Origin of the sequence: Pseudomonas sp. B3G-3 (assembly GCF_028640915.1) — a bacterium.
In the GTDB taxonomy this organism is placed as follows: domain Bacteria; phylum Pseudomonadota; class Gammaproteobacteria; order Pseudomonadales; family Pseudomonadaceae; genus Aquipseudomonas; species Aquipseudomonas chlororaphis_I.
Map to the genome: position 1 here is coordinate 70,387 of NZ_JAQZAB010000054.1, position 15,022 is coordinate 85,408.

Annotated in this window: 22 protein-coding genes and 1 tRNA gene; 11 read left to right on the forward strand and 12 right to left on the reverse strand. The window is 56.5% G+C overall.

Going from position 1 to position 15,022, the window contains the following annotated elements; translation table 11 throughout:
• Positions 1-21: 21 nt before the first annotated feature.
• Positions 22-231, forward strand: a complete 210-nt coding sequence (locus tag PVZ80_RS00875) for a hypothetical protein (protein WP_009049357.1) — start codon at positions 22-24, stop codon at positions 229-231.
• A 243-nt stretch (positions 232-474) separates the two neighbouring features.
• On the opposite strand, the gene PVZ80_RS00880 is transcribed toward PVZ80_RS00875, so the two are convergent.
• Positions 475-795: a YbjQ family protein gene (locus PVZ80_RS00880; RefSeq protein WP_009049358.1), complete on the reverse strand. Its 321-nt coding sequence runs from the start codon at positions 793-795 to the stop codon at positions 475-477.
• Positions 796-1,005: 210 nt separating this feature from the next.
• Between PVZ80_RS00880 and PVZ80_RS00885 the strand changes: the two genes are divergently transcribed.
• Positions 1,006-1,332, forward strand: coding sequence for an isochorismate lyase (locus PVZ80_RS00885; RefSeq protein ID WP_009049359.1), 327 nt, complete (start codon positions 1,006-1,008; stop codon positions 1,330-1,332).
• Positions 1,333-1,395: 63 nt separating this feature from the next.
• On the opposite strand, the gene PVZ80_RS00890 is transcribed toward PVZ80_RS00885, so the two are convergent.
• The gene (locus PVZ80_RS00890) at positions 1,396-1,596 is read right to left on the reverse strand and encodes a hypothetical protein (protein WP_016704205.1); all 201 of its coding nucleotides are present in this window, start codon (positions 1,594-1,596) and stop codon (positions 1,396-1,398) included.
• 113 nt (positions 1,597-1,709) lie between these two features.
• Complete coding sequence (locus PVZ80_RS00895; protein ID WP_009049361.1) at positions 1,710-1,913, reverse strand: DUF6021 family protein; 204 nt, start codon at positions 1,911-1,913, stop codon at positions 1,710-1,712.
• A gap of 406 nt (positions 1,914-2,319) precedes the next feature.
• On the opposite strand from PVZ80_RS00895, the gene osmE reads away from it, so the two are divergent.
• Positions 2,320-2,679: an osmotically-inducible lipoprotein OsmE gene (gene osmE, locus PVZ80_RS00900; RefSeq protein WP_273863316.1), complete on the forward strand. Its 360-nt coding sequence runs from the start codon at positions 2,320-2,322 to the stop codon at positions 2,677-2,679.
• Positions 2,680-3,127: 448 nt separating this feature from the next.
• Here osmE and PVZ80_RS00905 read toward each other — a convergent pair whose 3' ends face one another.
• Both PVZ80_RS00905 and PVZ80_RS00910 read right to left on the reverse strand, forming a co-directional pair.
• Positions 3,128-3,640, reverse strand: a complete 513-nt coding sequence (locus tag PVZ80_RS00905; RefSeq protein WP_028682521.1) for a fimbrial protein — start codon at positions 3,638-3,640, stop codon at positions 3,128-3,130.
• A gap of 424 nt (positions 3,641-4,064) precedes the next feature.
• Positions 4,065-4,496: an anti-virulence regulator CigR family protein gene (locus PVZ80_RS00910; protein ID WP_009049364.1), complete on the reverse strand. Its 432-nt coding sequence runs from the start codon at positions 4,494-4,496 to the stop codon at positions 4,065-4,067.
• A gap of 115 nt (positions 4,497-4,611) precedes the next feature.
• Between PVZ80_RS00910 and PVZ80_RS00915 the strand changes: the two genes are divergently transcribed.
• Positions 4,612-5,085, forward strand: a complete 474-nt coding sequence (locus PVZ80_RS00915) for a hypothetical protein (protein ID WP_080577950.1) — start codon at positions 4,612-4,614, stop codon at positions 5,083-5,085.
• Between the two features lie 472 nt (positions 5,086-5,557).
• Here PVZ80_RS00915 and PVZ80_RS00920 read toward each other — a convergent pair whose 3' ends face one another.
• Positions 5,558-5,965 (reverse strand): hypothetical protein, encoded by a 408-nt coding sequence (locus tag PVZ80_RS00920; RefSeq protein WP_273863317.1) that lies wholly within the window; start codon positions 5,963-5,965, stop codon positions 5,558-5,560.
• A 147-nt stretch (positions 5,966-6,112) separates the two neighbouring features.
• Positions 6,113-6,301 (reverse strand): winged helix-turn-helix transcriptional regulator, encoded by a 189-nt coding sequence (locus PVZ80_RS33905; protein ID WP_115344067.1) that lies wholly within the window; start codon positions 6,299-6,301, stop codon positions 6,113-6,115.
• Here PVZ80_RS33905 and PVZ80_RS00925 point away from each other — a divergent pair.
• The 3 genes from PVZ80_RS00925 to PVZ80_RS00935 all read left to right on the forward strand — a co-directional run bounded on the left by PVZ80_RS00925 (position 6,222) and on the right by PVZ80_RS00935 (position 7,769).
• A complete protein-coding gene (locus tag PVZ80_RS00925; RefSeq protein ID WP_038632879.1) occupies positions 6,222-6,539 on the forward strand; it encodes a hypothetical protein in 318 nt (105 codons plus the stop codon). The genes PVZ80_RS33905 and PVZ80_RS00925 overlap by 80 nt on opposite strands.
• A gap of 301 nt (positions 6,540-6,840) precedes the next feature.
• Complete coding sequence (locus PVZ80_RS00930) at positions 6,841-7,170, forward strand: hypothetical protein (protein ID WP_009049368.1); 330 nt, start codon at positions 6,841-6,843, stop codon at positions 7,168-7,170.
• Between the two features lie 170 nt (positions 7,171-7,340).
• Positions 7,341-7,769: an N-acetyltransferase gene (locus tag PVZ80_RS00935; RefSeq protein ID WP_080710562.1), complete on the forward strand. Its 429-nt coding sequence runs from the start codon at positions 7,341-7,343 to the stop codon at positions 7,767-7,769.
• Positions 7,770-7,872: 103 nt separating this feature from the next.
• Here PVZ80_RS00935 and PVZ80_RS00940 read toward each other — a convergent pair whose 3' ends face one another.
• On the reverse strand, positions 7,873-8,259 hold the full coding sequence (locus PVZ80_RS00940; RefSeq protein ID WP_028682516.1) for a DUF5329 domain-containing protein: 387 nt from the start codon (positions 8,257-8,259) through the stop codon (positions 7,873-7,875).
• Between the two features lie 68 nt (positions 8,260-8,327).
• Entirely contained in the window at positions 8,328-8,525 is a 198-nt protein-coding gene (locus PVZ80_RS00945) for a hypothetical protein (protein WP_223815592.1), read from the reverse strand.
• Between the two features lie 348 nt (positions 8,526-8,873).
• On the opposite strand from PVZ80_RS00945, the gene PVZ80_RS00950 reads away from it, so the two are divergent.
• Positions 8,874-9,266, forward strand: a complete 393-nt coding sequence (locus PVZ80_RS00950; protein WP_038632891.1) for a hypothetical protein — start codon at positions 8,874-8,876, stop codon at positions 9,264-9,266.
• A gap of 315 nt (positions 9,267-9,581) precedes the next feature.
• On the opposite strand, the gene PVZ80_RS00955 is transcribed toward PVZ80_RS00950, so the two are convergent.
• From PVZ80_RS00955 to PVZ80_RS00965, 3 genes are all read right to left on the reverse strand, one after another.
• Positions 9,582-9,731 (reverse strand): hypothetical protein, encoded by a 150-nt coding sequence (locus tag PVZ80_RS00955; RefSeq protein ID WP_007921689.1) that lies wholly within the window; start codon positions 9,729-9,731, stop codon positions 9,582-9,584.
• Between the two features lie 192 nt (positions 9,732-9,923).
• Positions 9,924-10,160 carry a YceK/YidQ family lipoprotein gene (locus PVZ80_RS00960; RefSeq protein ID WP_009049373.1) on the reverse strand — a complete coding sequence of 79 codons (237 nt, stop codon included), beginning with the start codon at positions 10,158-10,160 and terminating at the stop codon, positions 9,924-9,926.
• 209 nt (positions 10,161-10,369) lie between these two features.
• Positions 10,370-10,456 (reverse strand) — tRNA-Leu (locus PVZ80_RS00965).
• Between the two features lie 1,517 nt (positions 10,457-11,973).
• Between PVZ80_RS00965 and PVZ80_RS00970 the strand changes: the two genes are divergently transcribed.
• The 3 genes from PVZ80_RS00970 to PVZ80_RS00980 all read left to right on the forward strand — a co-directional run bounded on the left by PVZ80_RS00970 (position 11,974) and on the right by PVZ80_RS00980 (position 14,962).
• On the forward strand, positions 11,974-12,264 hold the full coding sequence (locus tag PVZ80_RS00970) for a hypothetical protein (protein ID WP_016703893.1): 291 nt from the start codon (positions 11,974-11,976) through the stop codon (positions 12,262-12,264).
• 843 nt (positions 12,265-13,107) lie between these two features.
• Positions 13,108-13,830 carry a fimbrial biogenesis chaperone gene (locus PVZ80_RS00975; protein WP_273863318.1) on the forward strand — a complete coding sequence of 241 codons (723 nt, stop codon included), beginning with the start codon at positions 13,108-13,110 and terminating at the stop codon, positions 13,828-13,830.
• 202 nt (positions 13,831-14,032) lie between these two features.
• Positions 14,033-14,962 (forward strand): fimbrial protein, encoded by a 930-nt coding sequence (locus PVZ80_RS00980; RefSeq protein ID WP_273863319.1) that lies wholly within the window; start codon positions 14,033-14,035, stop codon positions 14,960-14,962.
• Positions 14,963-15,022: the final 60 nt, after the last annotated feature.

A 15,022-nucleotide genomic window follows, 5' to 3' on the forward strand; every position in this document is an offset into this window, starting at 1 on the left:
GCTATCAACCAGGGAAGCGCCATGGAAGACATTTTTGTCGTAAAGCGCTGCAACAAGATCATCATTCAGGGTCGACGCGCCGGGGAAGCCGCCCACGGCGCGCCGATCGCCGCCCACTGGTACCGCATCGCCGACACCCGCACCGACGGCTTCATCGGCGATGGCTACGACCTGGAAGAGGACGCCATGCGCGAGTGCCGCCGGCTCAATGCCGCCAGCCGCCGCGCCTGAAACCGTGGACAACCGGGTGGTGCAGCCACTCGCCGGCAATGATGAAATTTCTTTCACTGTGAACCCGCCAAGGCTTCGCTAAAGTGGCTCACGCTTATTGAAGACTCCCGACTGGCCCACCGCTCCCCCGGTGGGTCTTTTTTATGGGCGATCGCCAAGGGCCGGGCGGCGGTCTGGCAGAGGATGCCAGGCATAAAAAAGCCCCGCACACGGGCGGGGCTGTGTGATGCGGCGAGACGCTGCTTACTTGAGCCTGACGGCGGTGCCGGTGACAAAAACCACCACCATGCCGCCACGGCCGCTGGGCATGCTGATCTCGTAGTCCAGGCCGATCACCGCATCCGCGCGAATATCGCGGGCACGCTCCTTGATCTCGTCGGTCGCCTGCACCCGGGCTTCTTTCAGCGCCCGCTCCAGGGTCTGGGAACGCCCACCGAAAAAGTCGCGCATTCCGGCGAAGACGTCACGCACGACGTTGATCCCCTGCACGGACTCGGCGCTCACGATATCCAGGTACTCGGCGATCTCTCGCCCCGCGATCGCGTGGGTGGTAGTGATAATCACGGCATTCTCCTTTGACCGGCGCGACCCTGCCCTGAACCCGGGCGGGGTCGCAAAAAAACGCGATGGTAACAGACGCTCGGCAGGCAGCCATGCAGAGCATGCCCCGCGAGGCTGGCGCAGCGGTCTGCACGGTGCTGCCAAGGGCGAGCCTGTCCGTGATTAAATCCGCCAGCGGATAACCGCAGATCCTTTCCCCACTGGAGTATTCACATGGACGTCATTCAGTCGCTAGCCCCCGAACAATGCGCAGGCATGGAGGATATCCGCCGCGAGATCGATCGCCTCGACCAGGTTGTCATCCAGCTGCTGGGCGAACGTTTGCGCTACGTCATGGCCGCATCGAAATTCAAGACCTCGGAAACCGCCGTGCGCGCCCCCGAGCGTTTTCGCGCCATGCTCCTGCAACGCCGGGAATGGGCCCAGGCCGAGGGCCTGAACGCCGATGCCATCGAAAAGCTCTACAGCGACCTGGTGCAGCACTTCATCGCAGAGGAGCTCAAGGGCTGGAAGTCCGCCCAGGCCCAGTCGCCGGCCTGAGGGTAAAAGAACACCCGACAGCCCGGGAACATGCCAGGCTGTCGGGCAGGGTCGTGGATGGGGTTATCGGGTGTTGGCCCCTTGCGCAATCTTCTTGGCCTTCGCCTTGTAGGCCGGCAAGGCTGCCGCGTAGGCCAGGGCCTCTTCCCGGGTGCCAAAGGAGCCAAGACGGTCGCCCTTGGTGCAGACCCGCCAGGGGCCGCTGTTGACGCTGACCACGTCATAGCCGTTCATGTGCATCTTGTTCAGCATTGGAACGCTCATAATCGCCTCCCTTTCGGTAGAGATCGTCCGAGGTTGTCGCGAACACCTTACACCCGGTCCGCGCGGGCGTGGGTTCCATCCATCGCTACGAAGCCGGAGTACCTGCCTGTGTTTCACTTGGGCTTCAGGTTCCCCAGCGGGTCATACGCCCGGGACTTGGGTTCTTTCTCCGGCTTGTTGTCCCTGGGTGCTTTCGCCGGACCTATGGGGTCCACCTGCGGATCCGCCAGGTCCGGGGAGTCAGGGTCGAAGCCCAGTTCGTCCTTGCCGGAAGCGTGCTCGGATGAACGCGGGCCAGTGGGCCTGTTCGTATTCATGGATACCTCCCGACCAGGATGGAATGTTCTTTCAATAAGAGGGCCATTCCGGCGCGGGGTGCAAAACAGCTGACGAATGGCACTCGAGCAAACGACCTTTTTCCGCCGTGCTTATGGCGTTTTGGAAGGTCTGCCGCAGTCGAATCATGAGCTGCGTTATCAGTCCGCGCCAAGGCCTGCGTTTCGTCGCCCTGTCGTTGCTAGGGCCATAGCGCAAGCGCACACTGGCTGCAGCTGACGGATCAGCTCCCCCTCTGCAAAAAGCCCGCCCATGCGGGCTTTTTGTCTATCCGCCATCCCCTCGTCCCGCCCTTTGCGAATACTGCTCGCCGCCCTCGTCGCTCGGCTTTACTTCAACTGATGCATCAGGCGTCTCTTCACGACACCGACCATCGGGAGCCCTGCCATGAACAAAACACTTATCGTCATGATCATCCTGTTATCAGCTGCCTCCGGTTGCACCAGCAATTCCCACGTCTACCGCAATCAACCGCTGGTGGCGAAGGTCGAGACCGGCATGACCCAGGACCAGGTCCGACAGATCGGCGGCGAACCCTTGTCCGTCACCCCGCGCACCGTGGAACTCGGGACCTGCTTCGACTATGTGTTGACCCAGGCCGGTCATAACCAGCCGTTCAATGTCAGCTTCGACGGCAACGGCAAAGTCGACCACACCAGCTTCCTCACCTGCGCCGAATGGAGCCACGCCCAGCAGAAAGCCAGGGCTCCAGGCAGTGGCACGAGTGATATGCGTGGCGGTTATTGAGCTGAGCTGGCCAGAGTCGGCGGCGATTGCGGGTGGGTACGGCCAGATGAAATTTCTTTCACTGTGAGCCGGGCGCCAGGCGGGTAGATTTCACCCTGCTCATTCAACTATTGGCCCGCTCCCCGCGGGCTTTTTTTTGCCTTGCAGAGCGACGTGAAAGATCGCCGCAGGCAAATTTCAGGCAAAAAAAAGCCCAAGTAGCTGATGGACACTTGGGGCTAAAAATGCATAAACCGTGGTAGGTGAACGCGGGGCTATCTTAACGTCCCCGAGAACATGTAACAATATATTTTGAGGTTATTTTTACCCTAAATGCTTTCTAAGCCCTTAAATAACCACATGTTTTTTCAGGCCATGGCCGATTCGTCACCTTGTTGACGTCAGTAAAAAAGCACCACCGCCTGGCTTTCCGCATGATTCAACGTCTGCGTGAACCGCTTGCCTGCCGTCAGGCATACAGGATCACGCACTCCGCAAACGAGGAAAACTCACCGGCTTCCACAGGCCCGCCGGAGCTGACCAACCTCGCTGCGAAGGACAGCCTGAAACCCGGTGCCACCGGGTACTCGGCACGGCCTTCATGGCCCAGAAGCACGACTTTTCCCTCGCTATCCAGCAGTTGAACGCCAACATTGCGTGCAGAACCGGCCTCTTCGTAATCATTCATCAAGATCACACCATCACTGGTGATGCCGTCAAAGTAGATCTGGACCTTTTTCGCCCCCTTGAGCCTGTCTTCATTCAACTCGACGCTGAACAGCTGCGGAAAACTGCCACCCGCCTGAAGCACATCAAGGCTCGATGTGCCCAGCTCGACCACCTGCTCCATGCCGCTGGAACGCCGATGTGCAACTCCAGAAACAACACCTGCATCCAGGCCATGACCAGGATCGATCGTCCACGTGGGAGCGGTGACCCTGGCGCGAAAATCAAAGAACTTTCCAACATTTTGAGTGGGCATTATTTATTCCTTTAATTGAATGCAAACATGCGATCGGTTCAGTCCGGAGCAACCACCCAGGCCACTCTTCTGCCTGTCGCCCTGCGCTTTTTCAATGGGCGAAACGCCGCCGGCTCGACAGTCGGTGTCAATCCAAAAAGCGCACACGGCGAACGCTGAAACCTTAAAACGGCGCCCAATCAACGTCCTTAGGACACTTCCGAAACGCTCCACTCAACTATCAGATCGCGCTGGAATGTTGCCGAAGAGGACGCTCGGCAAAATCACCGCCAAGGCGGTTACCTGTATTTGGGCCAACGAAAGACAGGAAAACCGGAGTCAAACAGGATGTTGGAGAGGGAATATCGGTGGAAATGGAATGCTGTGTGTCAGGCAAAAGCCCGGTCTTGCACCGGGCTTTGCTTGCGGGTCGGGCCGGACTGAATCAGTCCAGCGCGTCGTGCAGAACTTCGTAGATGATGCCTGTCGCAATGGCGACCAGGATCAAGTCAGTACCAGCCTGTTGCCACTCATAACCGTCATAGTGCGGCAGCCGGCTTAGCATCCGGCCATCCAGCTTTTTCGCGATACCCGGCGGCAGGGGTTTGCCTCGGGCCAGGTTTTTCTGAATGCCTGGCGGCAGGGCCGGCCCGGGTGACCAGTAGTCGCGACTGTCGCCAATGATCACGCGCACACCGCCGACATCTACTTGAGGTCCGCCATACCTGTAGTCCTGGGATTTGTTGCCTTTATTGCCGTGCCCACCCTGATTGCCGTGGGGATTGCCCTTGCCGTTCCCTGGGTCCGCATACAAGGCAGTCGAGCCGAATAAAAACGCGGCGCTTGCTAAAACAGCTACAACCGAACGAGTCGTCATCTCTGCAGTCCTCTGCATGAATCCAGCCGTGGTGCCATTCGTCATGACACACGAACTATAGACAGCCGATTGCGTCTTAGTTCATGCAAACCTCTCCTTATCTATGGAAGCGATCATGCTTTTAAAGAAAAAAAATCTCGTGACGGCCCTGACCTGCGTACTGATGCTGGCAGCGGCGCCTCTGCTCCCTGTGACGTCCGCCTATGCAAAGGACGGTGGTGGCCATGGTGGCGGAAATGGCGGTGGTAACGGCGGGGGTCATGGCGGTGGCAATAGTGGCGGCAATGGTGGTGGTCACGGTGGCCAGGCAGGCGGCCACTCCGGAGGGGTCAGCAGCAAGGGCCATAGCGGCGGCCTGAAAAGCGATCCGGCCGGCAAGTCGGTTCGCAATCTCGGAGAAAATGGCAACCATTACGGCAGCATTCGTAATGACAGCAACGGCCATGGCTCGACCACTTCCGGCGTGGCTCATTCCAAAGACACCCGCGGGCTGTCAAAAGCCACCGCGATCTCGGACACCACGCCCGGTGACCACAACTCGAAAGGCCTGGGCAAAGCCAGCGTCTCCTCGAGCAAGAATGATCGATAGACCCAGCCTCATGCTCTCCAGCTGAGTCGGTTTCAACACTGCCGGTTGGTCAGCATTGCCCGCATGAAAAGCCCGGCCCAGCGCCGGGCTTTTTAGTATCTGCCCCGCCCTCCTTTGCCCTCACGACTCGCGCATGGATGAAATTATCTTTAAGTAACCTTCATGAAGCGAAGCATCTGAGTGCCTACCCTTCTGGGACCGACAAAGTGAACTACAGGAGTAACCCACGATGTTTTCCCATGAAGGTCTCGGTCTGATGTCCATCTTCATTGTCCTGCTGCTGTGTGTGCTGGCGATGTTCATTCATCCTGTGCACGCCCTCTGTAGCTGGGTGCAAAGGCGTAGGCGCAGGTTGTCGGTCGAAAATACGCGGCGTGAAGGCAAGCCCTACTCACGCTGAACAGGCACCCATCCAACGAAGCCCGGCCATGTCCGGGCTTCTGCTTTCTTGCTTCTACAAAACCGCTCTGGCTCAGAGTCGCGCCCTGGGTTGGCGCCGGTCGATCGCAACCGCGGTCGCCGCCAGCAGGATCGCCAGGGTGTAGGCAAACAGTCCGAGGTTAACGCCCAGGATCAGCTTCTCAGAGCCATCGGTGAGCACCATCGACCCACCGTAAGACTGCCGAAGCCAGTAAGCCGCCAAGAAGCCGCCCGTGACGAACAGGGTCAGGAGGCTGGACAGGCGCAGGTTGCTCTTCAACCACACCAGCCACAGGCTGAATGCACCGATCGCCGTATTGGTGAACAACTGCCAGACCTCATGCAACCGTGCGTGCGGCTCCCAGGCCGGGTTGAAAACATGGGTCTGATTGATCTCCAGCACCGGTACCACAACGGCGTAGAAGATTATCCCGATCGTCACGAGCAGCTTTGCAATCACCTGGAGCCTCCTTGTTGTGAGGGTCGCGGCAACGTTCGGTAAGAACGAGGCCAGCACTTCAGCGGCATATAAGGACACGCAACCCCATAAAGGTCAGGCCCGATATCTGCCAAAAGCCAGGAGGGAATCACGCTGCAACTGCGCGTTCTACTCTCCGCTGCCTGCCGATTGCCTCAGTTGCCGGGCATCGTAAAGCTCCCGGGCAGCGTCCAGTTGCGGGAAGTTGTGCTCGGCCCAACGATCCAGCGCGGCCAGGGTGTCGACCAAAGAGCAGGCTACCGCCGTCAGCCGATACTCGACATGGGCGGGCTTCTCGGCGAAGTCCAGTCGCTCGATCGGCTTCGATGTGCTGGAGCCCTACCTCATCCACGGCGTGCGTGGTGGGTTGGCTCCTGAGGCAGGACGGAAACAGCAAAAATACCTGGAGCAGCGAACCCTCGATTACCAGGCCAGGCTCACCCGCTGGGCACAGTGGCCATCGATCCCGTTCAACCAGGAGCAGGACTTTATCGATGGCCAGAGCTTGCGGCCCGGCGCGCCGACTTACAGCCCGTTCGTCCGGCACATCCCGTAGCCGCGCAGCCAGCAACCTGTGCGGGCTAAAGGATTGTTTTACAAGGAGGAGAAAACGAAAAAGCCCAATGGATGATCGGGCTTTTTCGATGCTCGAGCGACGCCTGCCAATGCCATTCGTCCAGGCCTGAGAGCCGTCCCCCGTTCCTCATCTACACCTTAGACATGAGATATCTGGTCGCACGGGTCCGCACAGCTGAATGGAGAGGACCGGGCCAGGCATTCGATTCGATGGCACACGAAGCGCCATGCGAAACCGCAGTACCTCAAGCTTCGGGCTTCATTTCTCAAGGAACGGAAAAATGATCACGAACTGCACGAACTGGCATGCCTGGCTGGACACCATGCCACCCAAACCGGACGAACTTCATGTAGTCGGAGACGTTGAAGTCTCCAACCCAGGGGTCAAGGCCTACCTGACGGTACGAGTCCCGCAGGGTATCAACCCGGCAATACTTATGCTGGATCTGCACCTGTACCAAAGGCCAGGGCAATGGATTCAGGTAATCACCTGCACGCAAGTCAGGTTCACCCGGGTGCTGCCGCCAAACTCCGTGCTCTACAGCGCGGTTGAAATCTTCCACAACGGTGAGCGAATCGCGTATATCGACGAAATCCCACACATCTCCTGACTGATCCGTACTGAATCAGTGGAGCCTTGAAATCCGACTGCGACCGCCTGATCCTCGATCAGTCGGTCGCCTCCCCCGCCACACTCCTGCTTCGTTCAATAGGTTGGCTCTTGAACTGGCCAGCGTCTGCTTCTAGCCTGCAACCCGTTGTCAGGAGAAGCGGAAGAGAAATGATCAGAAGATTTGAACAGCAAGATATGGATGCCGTGCTGGACATCTGGCTGCAGGCTTCGCTGAAAGCCCACGATTTTATCGATGCCTCATTCTGGCAGTCGCAAGTCGACAACATGCGCAACCTGTACCTCCCGGCGTCAGAGACCTATGTCTTCGAGCGGGAGTCCAAAGTGCGGGGTTTCTATTCACTGCACGACGAGCAGCTGGCCGCCCTCTTTGTTGCACCTGAATTCCAGGCCAAGGGGATTGGCAAGCAACTGCTCGCCCATGCCAGGGCACAGCGTCCCGTGTTGAGCCTGGCGGTATACAAGGACAATACGGCCAGCTGCGGCTTTTACCTGGCACAAGGCTTTGTCGTGACCCACGAGCAGACGGATGAACATACGGGGCAGCAGGAATACCTTATGAGCAGCGCCCCGCTCTGATCCATGTAGCCCGTCACGGTATATCCAGCCCTGGCCTTTTACTGCCCTCCAAAAACCAAAAAGCCCAACGTACGAGCTGGGCTTTGCCTGGCCAAAAACTGAATCAATGAGGCTGGCGTTGCCTCTGCAACTCTGCCTTTAACCAGCTGCTTGCCGGTTGCGATCCAGCAGCGCAACGCACTTCATAAACCTTGCCACTCATGCTGCTTTTAGTGGCAGCAAGATCGATAAAGTCCTCCGCGCTGCTCACCATGTTCTTGCCCTCGAGGTAATTCAGTTTTTTCTCCAGGTGCTGCCGTGCTTGGGGGGCTGGATACTCGGCGCCATTACGCACGAACTGGCATTGGCTGTGCTCGACAAAGTCCAACAAGCCCTTTATCTCCTGGGCTGCCTGAGGCGTCGTTTGCGCCTGCGCGTTAGTCGCCATTGCCAAGACGGCGATACCCGCCGCCATCAACCATCGAGCCCGTTCACCGGTAAAAATTCGCATCATTCGTCCTTGTCTTGAAACTGAGCACTGTTGTCGGATCGGCCGAGCATTACCCGGCGCCAGGTCGGTCAGACTTCGATAGGGAAAGCCGGCTGAACGCCCTGTTGCGCATCCGCGCTTTCTATAGCGGCCTCAAGTCTGGCCAGGAAGGCTGGATTCAATTTGGCGTCAAGCAGATTGACCTGCTCTACCGCCCTCTTCTGCTCAATCATCTTGGCAAGTTCTGCATAAGACAGTTTGGGTGCCGGGTTTTGAATAATAATCACTGAAACGCTTCCTTGGTTCATCCGTCCAGCCCACCAGAGGCTTGGCGGCAAGTGTATCCGCTGTTCCGCACTGATCCAAACTCGCCCGGCCTGCACTTGGACGCTTGCATCCACTCCCTGCTTTGTCGATACCTGGCGCCTCCGGGCCTCGAATGCCGCGTCGAGCGCAGCCTTGAGCGTTGCCGCCTCAGCCCTTCTTTGCCACGCATGCCTGCCCATGCCCAGGCCCGGCAGCGCTTCTGCCCCGTCATAGACCAATGGTGCCGCCAGTCGTCGTCGCAGCGTTGACGCCCCATCCCTTAAGGCGCGCAATGGCCCCCTAAAAATGATCGCCTGGGGCCTTTCCAGATGGCAAAGATCATAGTGCTGGCCGGTGACTTCCCCCAGGGTGACGCGGAGTATCTGCGCGGAACCATCACGCTCAAAACCGCCAATAAGCCGCTGATAGGGAAAAGTTTTCTCGTTTCCGAGTTCAAGGACCTGGTCGTCGAAAATACCGACTCGAACAAGAACATTAAGAGCGCCATAGGCCTTGGAATGGTTGGCGCGATGTTTCTGGGGCCTGTGGGTGCCGTCGCCGGCTATCTTCTGGCGGGCCACAATACCGAGGTGACATTTCTGGCCACCTTGAAGGATGGTCAGACACTGCTTGCTGCAACCGATAACGAGACCTACCAAGACATCTCGGCGCGCTTCAACAGAAAAAACTCACCTGAAAAACGCGATAAAACCGAGACTTGACGCCCGATATCGCGGGATGTTGCAGGCCGTGACGGGGTGAACGTAGCACTGTGGTGTCCCCCTATTCACCCGGTACTCATTGACCGTCATATCGAAGATCAAGCATCCAGAATGCCTTGCAGACTGCTGCGTTTTACCCGCCAGCAGCCCCCTCTCGTTCAGCCTTCTCCGCAGCCGGCAACTATCGACGCAGCCTGGATGGGGGATTGAGAGCAGCGCGATTTGCGCCCGAATGGAAAAGCAACAAGGCTGACCGGATTAGCCATTCACAGTCAGCCTTGTCGTTGGGACAGCTTCAACCCAGGAAACGGCAAATCACCATTGGCCCGAGAAGATGCAGGTCAGTGCTTCGATACCGCTGAACTTCCACAGCGAGTCGTTACAGTCTCTGGCGAATGCATGGGCGTTCGAGGCGGTGAGGGCCAGGACCACGGCGGAGGCGTAGACGATTTTCTTGAATGACATGGTGAATCTCCTTTTTCGTATCGGCACTTTCTTGTAAGAGCCACCCCGACGAGGATGGTCGTGCGCACTATAAGCCTGGCCTCGGTAGCAGACGATTAGGGCTGGTGTGCTAATGGCGAATACGCATCACCCAAGGCCGCGGGCGAGTTGCACAGGGCTTACACCTCCTCTGCGAATGAACGCCGAGCCAGATCAGAAGTTGCAGTTGTATTGATACTCGAAGGGGAAGAACACCGTATCAACCACCAGGGAAAACGGCGCGTCGATCAGTAAAAAGGGAATCAGCTTTCCATGGGAGGTGCCTACCAACCACCAGTCCAGGCGCACGCCTTTGTAGGGGCAAGGGTGGTCGTAGTCCATGCGCATCGCCACCGCGGCGCAGCCGCTCAAGCAACTGATCAGCAGTAACAGAATCACTTTCCGAAACACGTAATGTCCTTATTACATCCATCTGCGGAGCGACGTAGACGTCTCTGCAATACGCCCGTCACCACTTCCCAGTGGTGATGAAAGAGAAATACCTCCGCCAGCAGAAAGGCAGCCTCTCAACCGCGTAAATCGCAGAGCGGATTTGAATGTGCGAACCGGAAACGAACAAGGGTTTGCATCAGCTTTCGCCAGCAAACCCTTGAGATAGATGGTGCCCGAAGCCGGAATCGAACCGGCACGCCCTTACGAGCGGGGGATTTTAAGTCCCATGCGTCTACCAGTTTCGCCATTCGGGCGGTAGCGCGGTGTTGCAATCTGAAAGGCTTGAATTGCTTGAGCCGTTTCAGCGCCTTGCGGCAAGGGGGTGAAATATATACATCCCCTACCCTTGAAGCAAGTTCGTTGGCGTCAAATTCAAGACTGGATGTCGAGTACGGCCAAAAACAAAAAGGCGCCGTAAATCATCGATCTACAGCGCTATTTTTATAAGTGGGAGCAACTGCCAGAACCGAACCGGTGCAGATGGCGCCGCATTCCACTGATAAAACCAGATATTTCAATAGGTTACCACAGCAAAAACGGCGTAACCATCTGATTTTAAAAGGCTTGTAGCTGGGCGAACAGGCGAAGACAGATTTGCCCAGCCAGTGTAGGGATCGTGACGCCACTAACCCCATGGGCCAGCGAAGTCGAAGAGGCAGGCCAAAGGCCAAACTGCGAAGGCGCGATCAGCTAAACGCAAGGACAATAAAGAGACAGAGCCGCATCGCTCTTCCGGACTTTTCAACGAGGGATTATTCAAAGGTGCCACAAGATCACCAGGCGTAATGCCTGATAAATTGGCGCCCACCCTGACCAGCTGTTGGCCGTTCAGCATTCCATCGTAAACACACCTGGCCGGGCAAGCGCGACCACTCTATCCAGAGCGGTCGCGCATGTCTCGAAGACAATTCTGAAGAAACCTGAACGGCTTGAAGAAGCCTGGACGATAGTAGGCCGCCACCTGTGCCGTGGCGACGCCACCAGGCGAGAACGACTTGGTCAAGGGTGCCATGACGAAGCGGTTGTGCCTTGAGCACCCTGGTCGTGCTGGAAGGCTGCCTGGTGATCGGACGGGCCAGCGTATAGACAGAAGCATTCGAGGCGGGGCTGGCGATGCTGCTTATCCAACTCGGCGAACAGAGAGCGGCACTTTCCTTAACCACCAAGCCAGTCTCTTGAACAGGCAGCGATAGCGAGGCGGTGGATGGGACTCCATTGACTCGCACATGCGGCAGGAACCGTTGGCCAGGGCAAGACGGATCAGCCGCATGACCTTAGCGCTTTAAAACACAGCTGGAAGATGTGCCCAAGCGCAACGAGTGACCGCCGCCTCGGCGAGCAAGCGCATGTCATCTGTCAGGTTCGATAGCCAGACCTTCGCGCCGTTGGAGCACCTTTACCCCAGATTGAAAATCTCGATGCAGAACCCACATGAGCGAACATTGATAAAACAGCAAAAACAATTGACTCTGACACTAACTCTACCACTCGTCGGAACCGTCACTTCATAAAGGTGGAGGTACCTTGCTTTTACCTGTTTACAGGCTTGACTGTATTCCTATCTATGATCGAAGGAGGAAACGAAACATATCAGCTCAAGAAACCGACACAACTCTTGACACCGATATCAATCGCCTTTGCCATCAATACTCCACGACATCTTCAATGAGTTAACCTAACTACTGTTTTCTCGTAGCAGTGGCAAGTCTGCAATTTGATTTTTGAATAGGGAGCCAACTCATGGAATGCACAATCAAAAAGGAATATGAACATGAGCATCACAGTCACAAACGGAGCAAGCGCAGTAGTTAACGTGGCAATCAGCACATGGGAGAAAGACGGCAGTGACGCTTACTACCCATTAGAGCAAGGCAGCGGTGACACCTGGAAACGTAGTGACCCAAGGGGTTACTTGATGGCCATACAGGATAAATCCCAAACAACTGAATACTACGTCTCCTGCAACAGTGCAATTGTCATCGAAGACAACCTCGTAAAGGATCACGGCCGAACTCTTAACCCAGTCGCTGCGGCCGGGAAGAAAAAAGTGGCAAATGCGTAATACCTAGCAGTAAGCGCATATATAAAATGGCCAGTATCGTACAAGATGCTGGCCATTCCCGTAAAAAAGTAAACCACTCATCCGACTAGCGACCACCAGACGCCCTCATATTTAGTTGAGTTCTTATGTCTCAATACACCTAGATAAAAGCACTTCACTACTTGCCTCTAGAAACTTCTTTGCGATAACGCCTGGTACGCAACAAAGCAATCAGTCCTTGATCACCATCGTCAGTAATTCTGATAGTTCGTTGAACATCCGGCCGGACACGCCAGGTGCGTGCAGCCCTATGAATCACTCCACTGACGCCGGAGACAGTAGGTACATTGGTGCGACGGGTTGGACCTACTCATCACGGGAAGACGGATAAGGGATTGCGCATTTTGCTGGAGATAACAGGCAACAAAATAGCCCCGATGAACTCACCCAGGAGATTTCTGGGAGGACAAAGCACCACGGAACCCAGCCCCCATTAAAAGCGGTGGAACACCGGCTTCCCTCCAGCCAATAAAAAGCCCGCACCTTTGCGGCGTCACACAGGGTCGCTTCTCCAGGCTTATGTTCGGTCGAAAATGCCAGCTTCAGAGGGTTCGTTGAATATGACGTGCTGTAGAAGGCTCCGGCAAAGTCACCACGACTTTGCACTGGTATCCCAGTGCCCCTGGATAGGACCAGTAGCACTTTAAGAATCGCCTGATACCTGGAGAAATCCAACGCCACTAGTATGCCCGGGCACTTAGTCAGGACATGCGGCGAAAGTTCCACAACCCGTCGCACGGTTTTCTGAACACTCCACGAAGAAGAGGCGCCTTGATGTCTCTTTCAGTTGTCTCGAGAAACTTCATGAAAAAGCACCTTGCCGTAAGTGCGGCGCTTGCCGGATTTCTGTCGTTGTTTGCCATGCCCTCCCATGCTGGCATCTCATTGGGTGTAAACCGAGTGGTACTGGTTGCGCCGAAGAAGGAAGCTTCCGTTCTAATGCTGAACGATGAATCGACCCCCTTCATGGTCCAGTCCTGGATCGAGCCCTTCAGTGCTAGCACCGATCAGGACGTCCCCTTTGCCCTTACCCCTCCCCTGAAACGCCTGAACGGGAACGCACGCCAGCAGTTGCGTGTTCTGTATCAGGGCGCGGGGCTTCCGGCGGACAGGGAGTCGGTGTTCTGGTTGAGCGTGCAGGAAGTCCCCCAGAAGTCGCAGGATGAAAACATCCTGCAGATTGCCGTGCGCCAGCGCATCAAGTTGTTCTACCGGCCCGCCGACTTGCCAGGCGACGTTGGCCAGGCCCCATCCAGGTTGAAGTGGCGCATGGTGCCCAAGGATGGCAAGCCGGGCCTGGAAGTGAGGAATGACTCAGCGTTTCACATCTCTTTCGGCACGGTGAACCTCAAGAGCGGTTCGAACAACTATCCGATTCCCGCGGCAATGCTGCCCCCCTATTCAAGCCAGTCATTCGCGATCGAGGGAGCTTCTTCCCTGGCTCCAGCCGGAGCAACAAAGATCGAGTTCGAAAGCATCAACGACGATGGATTAGCGGTACAGCACTCAAGCAACACTTCCAGCTGAGCCTAGTTAAAGACCAGGACGCTTTGTTTGTTGCTTAACCCCACATCTAGTTACCGGCTGAATATCACTTATTAGTGACGTACACACTTCGCTAACGACCTGCAGCCAACAAAAGAATCATTTCCGAACGAATGGAGCCAAGGGAGCTCGAGAGCGACTCACCCACGAACCATATTCAAGGTCGATCAGAGAGAAACAGGCAATGAAGACCACAGCAAAAAAAAAGATCAACGCCCTGTTCATCGCGCCACAACTTTGCGTAATTGCACTCATGGCCCTCGCCGTGTCACCGTCCGCGAGCGCTGAGGATGCATTTGGGATGGAACTGTCGATCCCGAAGAACACGGCCAGCGGAACCATACTGGCTCGGCACTACATCTATCCGATGCAGGTATGCCGCCAATCGAAGTGCACAATCAAGTATCTTCGCATCTACCCAAATGGCGAGGCCGGAGCCTCAACTTCACCAGTAATCACCACGAACGTCTCAGGCATATCGACTCGTTTGTTGATCAATGGAAGAGCCTTCGGAACTCAAGCGTTATCGCTCGAGACCAACCGGCCAATCGAAGTACAGCTACTCGGCGATGGTCGAGTAAATCTAGGCGGTTCCCTTGCAGGAAGCGCCCAGGTCTCACCGTACTACTACGAGCTCGATACAGTAGAGAGCAACTACTCTCTTCGAATCTATCTGAAGGGCACTATCACCCCAATCGACGGTACCTGCTCGGTGCCGAGCCAGACGGTAAAGCTACCTAAAACCTTGATTCAGCGCCTGGAGCGCATCGGCTCGACAGCCGGCACCCAGAGTTTCCAGATACAGGTCAACAACTGCCCCAAGGGCTATAACCGGATTGGCTATACCCTTGACCCGGTTGGCGGCGTGATCGAGAACTCGCCAGGGGTGTTGCCGCTGGCTGGCGGTTCGACCGCGAGCGGCATAAAGATCCGGGTCGAAAACGCCCAGGGCACTCCAGCAACCATGGGGAGTTCGATAACGGTCGATGGATACAGCAAGGCGGCAGGTGGCTCGTTTGTCATTCCGATGCAGGCGTCCTACATCAGAACCGACACAGTCGCCACACCGGGAACGGTAAACGGTGCGATGACCGTGTTTGTGGATTACCGGTAACCCTTTCCGCTCGCCATCCTGCTTGCCTCCTTCGAATCAACGACAGGAGGCTTCGCCAGT

Excerpts from the sequence above, each read along its gene's own strand:
- PVZ80_RS00875 (WP_009049357.1), top strand. The coding sequence starts at position 22 with ATGGAAGACATTTTTGTCGTAAAGCGCTGCAACAAGATCATCATTCAG.
- PVZ80_RS00885 (WP_009049359.1), top strand. The coding sequence starts at position 1,006 with ATGGACGTCATTCAGTCGCTAGCCCCCGAACAATGCGCAGGCATGGAG.
- PVZ80_RS00890 (WP_016704205.1), bottom strand. The coding sequence starts at position 1,596 with ATGAGCGTTCCAATGCTGAACAAGATGCACATGAACGGCTATGACGTG.
- PVZ80_RS00895 (WP_009049361.1), bottom strand. The coding sequence starts at position 1,913 with ATGAATACGAACAGGCCCACTGGCCCGCGTTCATCCGAGCACGCTTCC.
- osmE (WP_273863316.1), top strand. The coding sequence starts at position 2,320 with ATGAACAAAACACTTATCGTCATGATCATCCTGTTATCAGCTGCCTCC.
- PVZ80_RS00905 (WP_028682521.1), bottom strand. The coding sequence starts at position 3,640 with ATGCCCACTCAAAATGTTGGAAAGTTCTTTGATTTTCGCGCCAGGGTC.
- PVZ80_RS00910 (WP_009049364.1), bottom strand. The coding sequence starts at position 4,496 with ATGACGACTCGTTCGGTTGTAGCTGTTTTAGCAAGCGCCGCGTTTTTA.
- PVZ80_RS00915 (WP_080577950.1), top strand. The coding sequence starts at position 4,612 with ATGCTTTTAAAGAAAAAAAATCTCGTGACGGCCCTGACCTGCGTACTG.
- PVZ80_RS00930 (WP_009049368.1), top strand. The coding sequence starts at position 6,841 with ATGATCACGAACTGCACGAACTGGCATGCCTGGCTGGACACCATGCCA.
- PVZ80_RS00935 (WP_080710562.1), top strand. The coding sequence starts at position 7,341 with ATGATCAGAAGATTTGAACAGCAAGATATGGATGCCGTGCTGGACATC.
- PVZ80_RS00940 (WP_028682516.1), bottom strand. The coding sequence starts at position 8,259 with ATGCGAATTTTTACCGGTGAACGGGCTCGATGGTTGATGGCGGCGGGT.
- PVZ80_RS00950 (WP_038632891.1), top strand. The coding sequence starts at position 8,874 with ATGGCAAAGATCATAGTGCTGGCCGGTGACTTCCCCCAGGGTGACGCG.
- PVZ80_RS00955 (WP_007921689.1), bottom strand. The coding sequence starts at position 9,731 with ATGTCATTCAAGAAAATCGTCTACGCCTCCGCCGTGGTCCTGGCCCTC.
- PVZ80_RS00970 (WP_016703893.1), top strand. The coding sequence starts at position 11,974 with ATGAGCATCACAGTCACAAACGGAGCAAGCGCAGTAGTTAACGTGGCA.
- PVZ80_RS00975 (WP_273863318.1), top strand. The coding sequence starts at position 13,108 with ATGAAAAAGCACCTTGCCGTAAGTGCGGCGCTTGCCGGATTTCTGTCG.
- PVZ80_RS00980 (WP_273863319.1), top strand. The coding sequence starts at position 14,033 with ATGAAGACCACAGCAAAAAAAAAGATCAACGCCCTGTTCATCGCGCCA.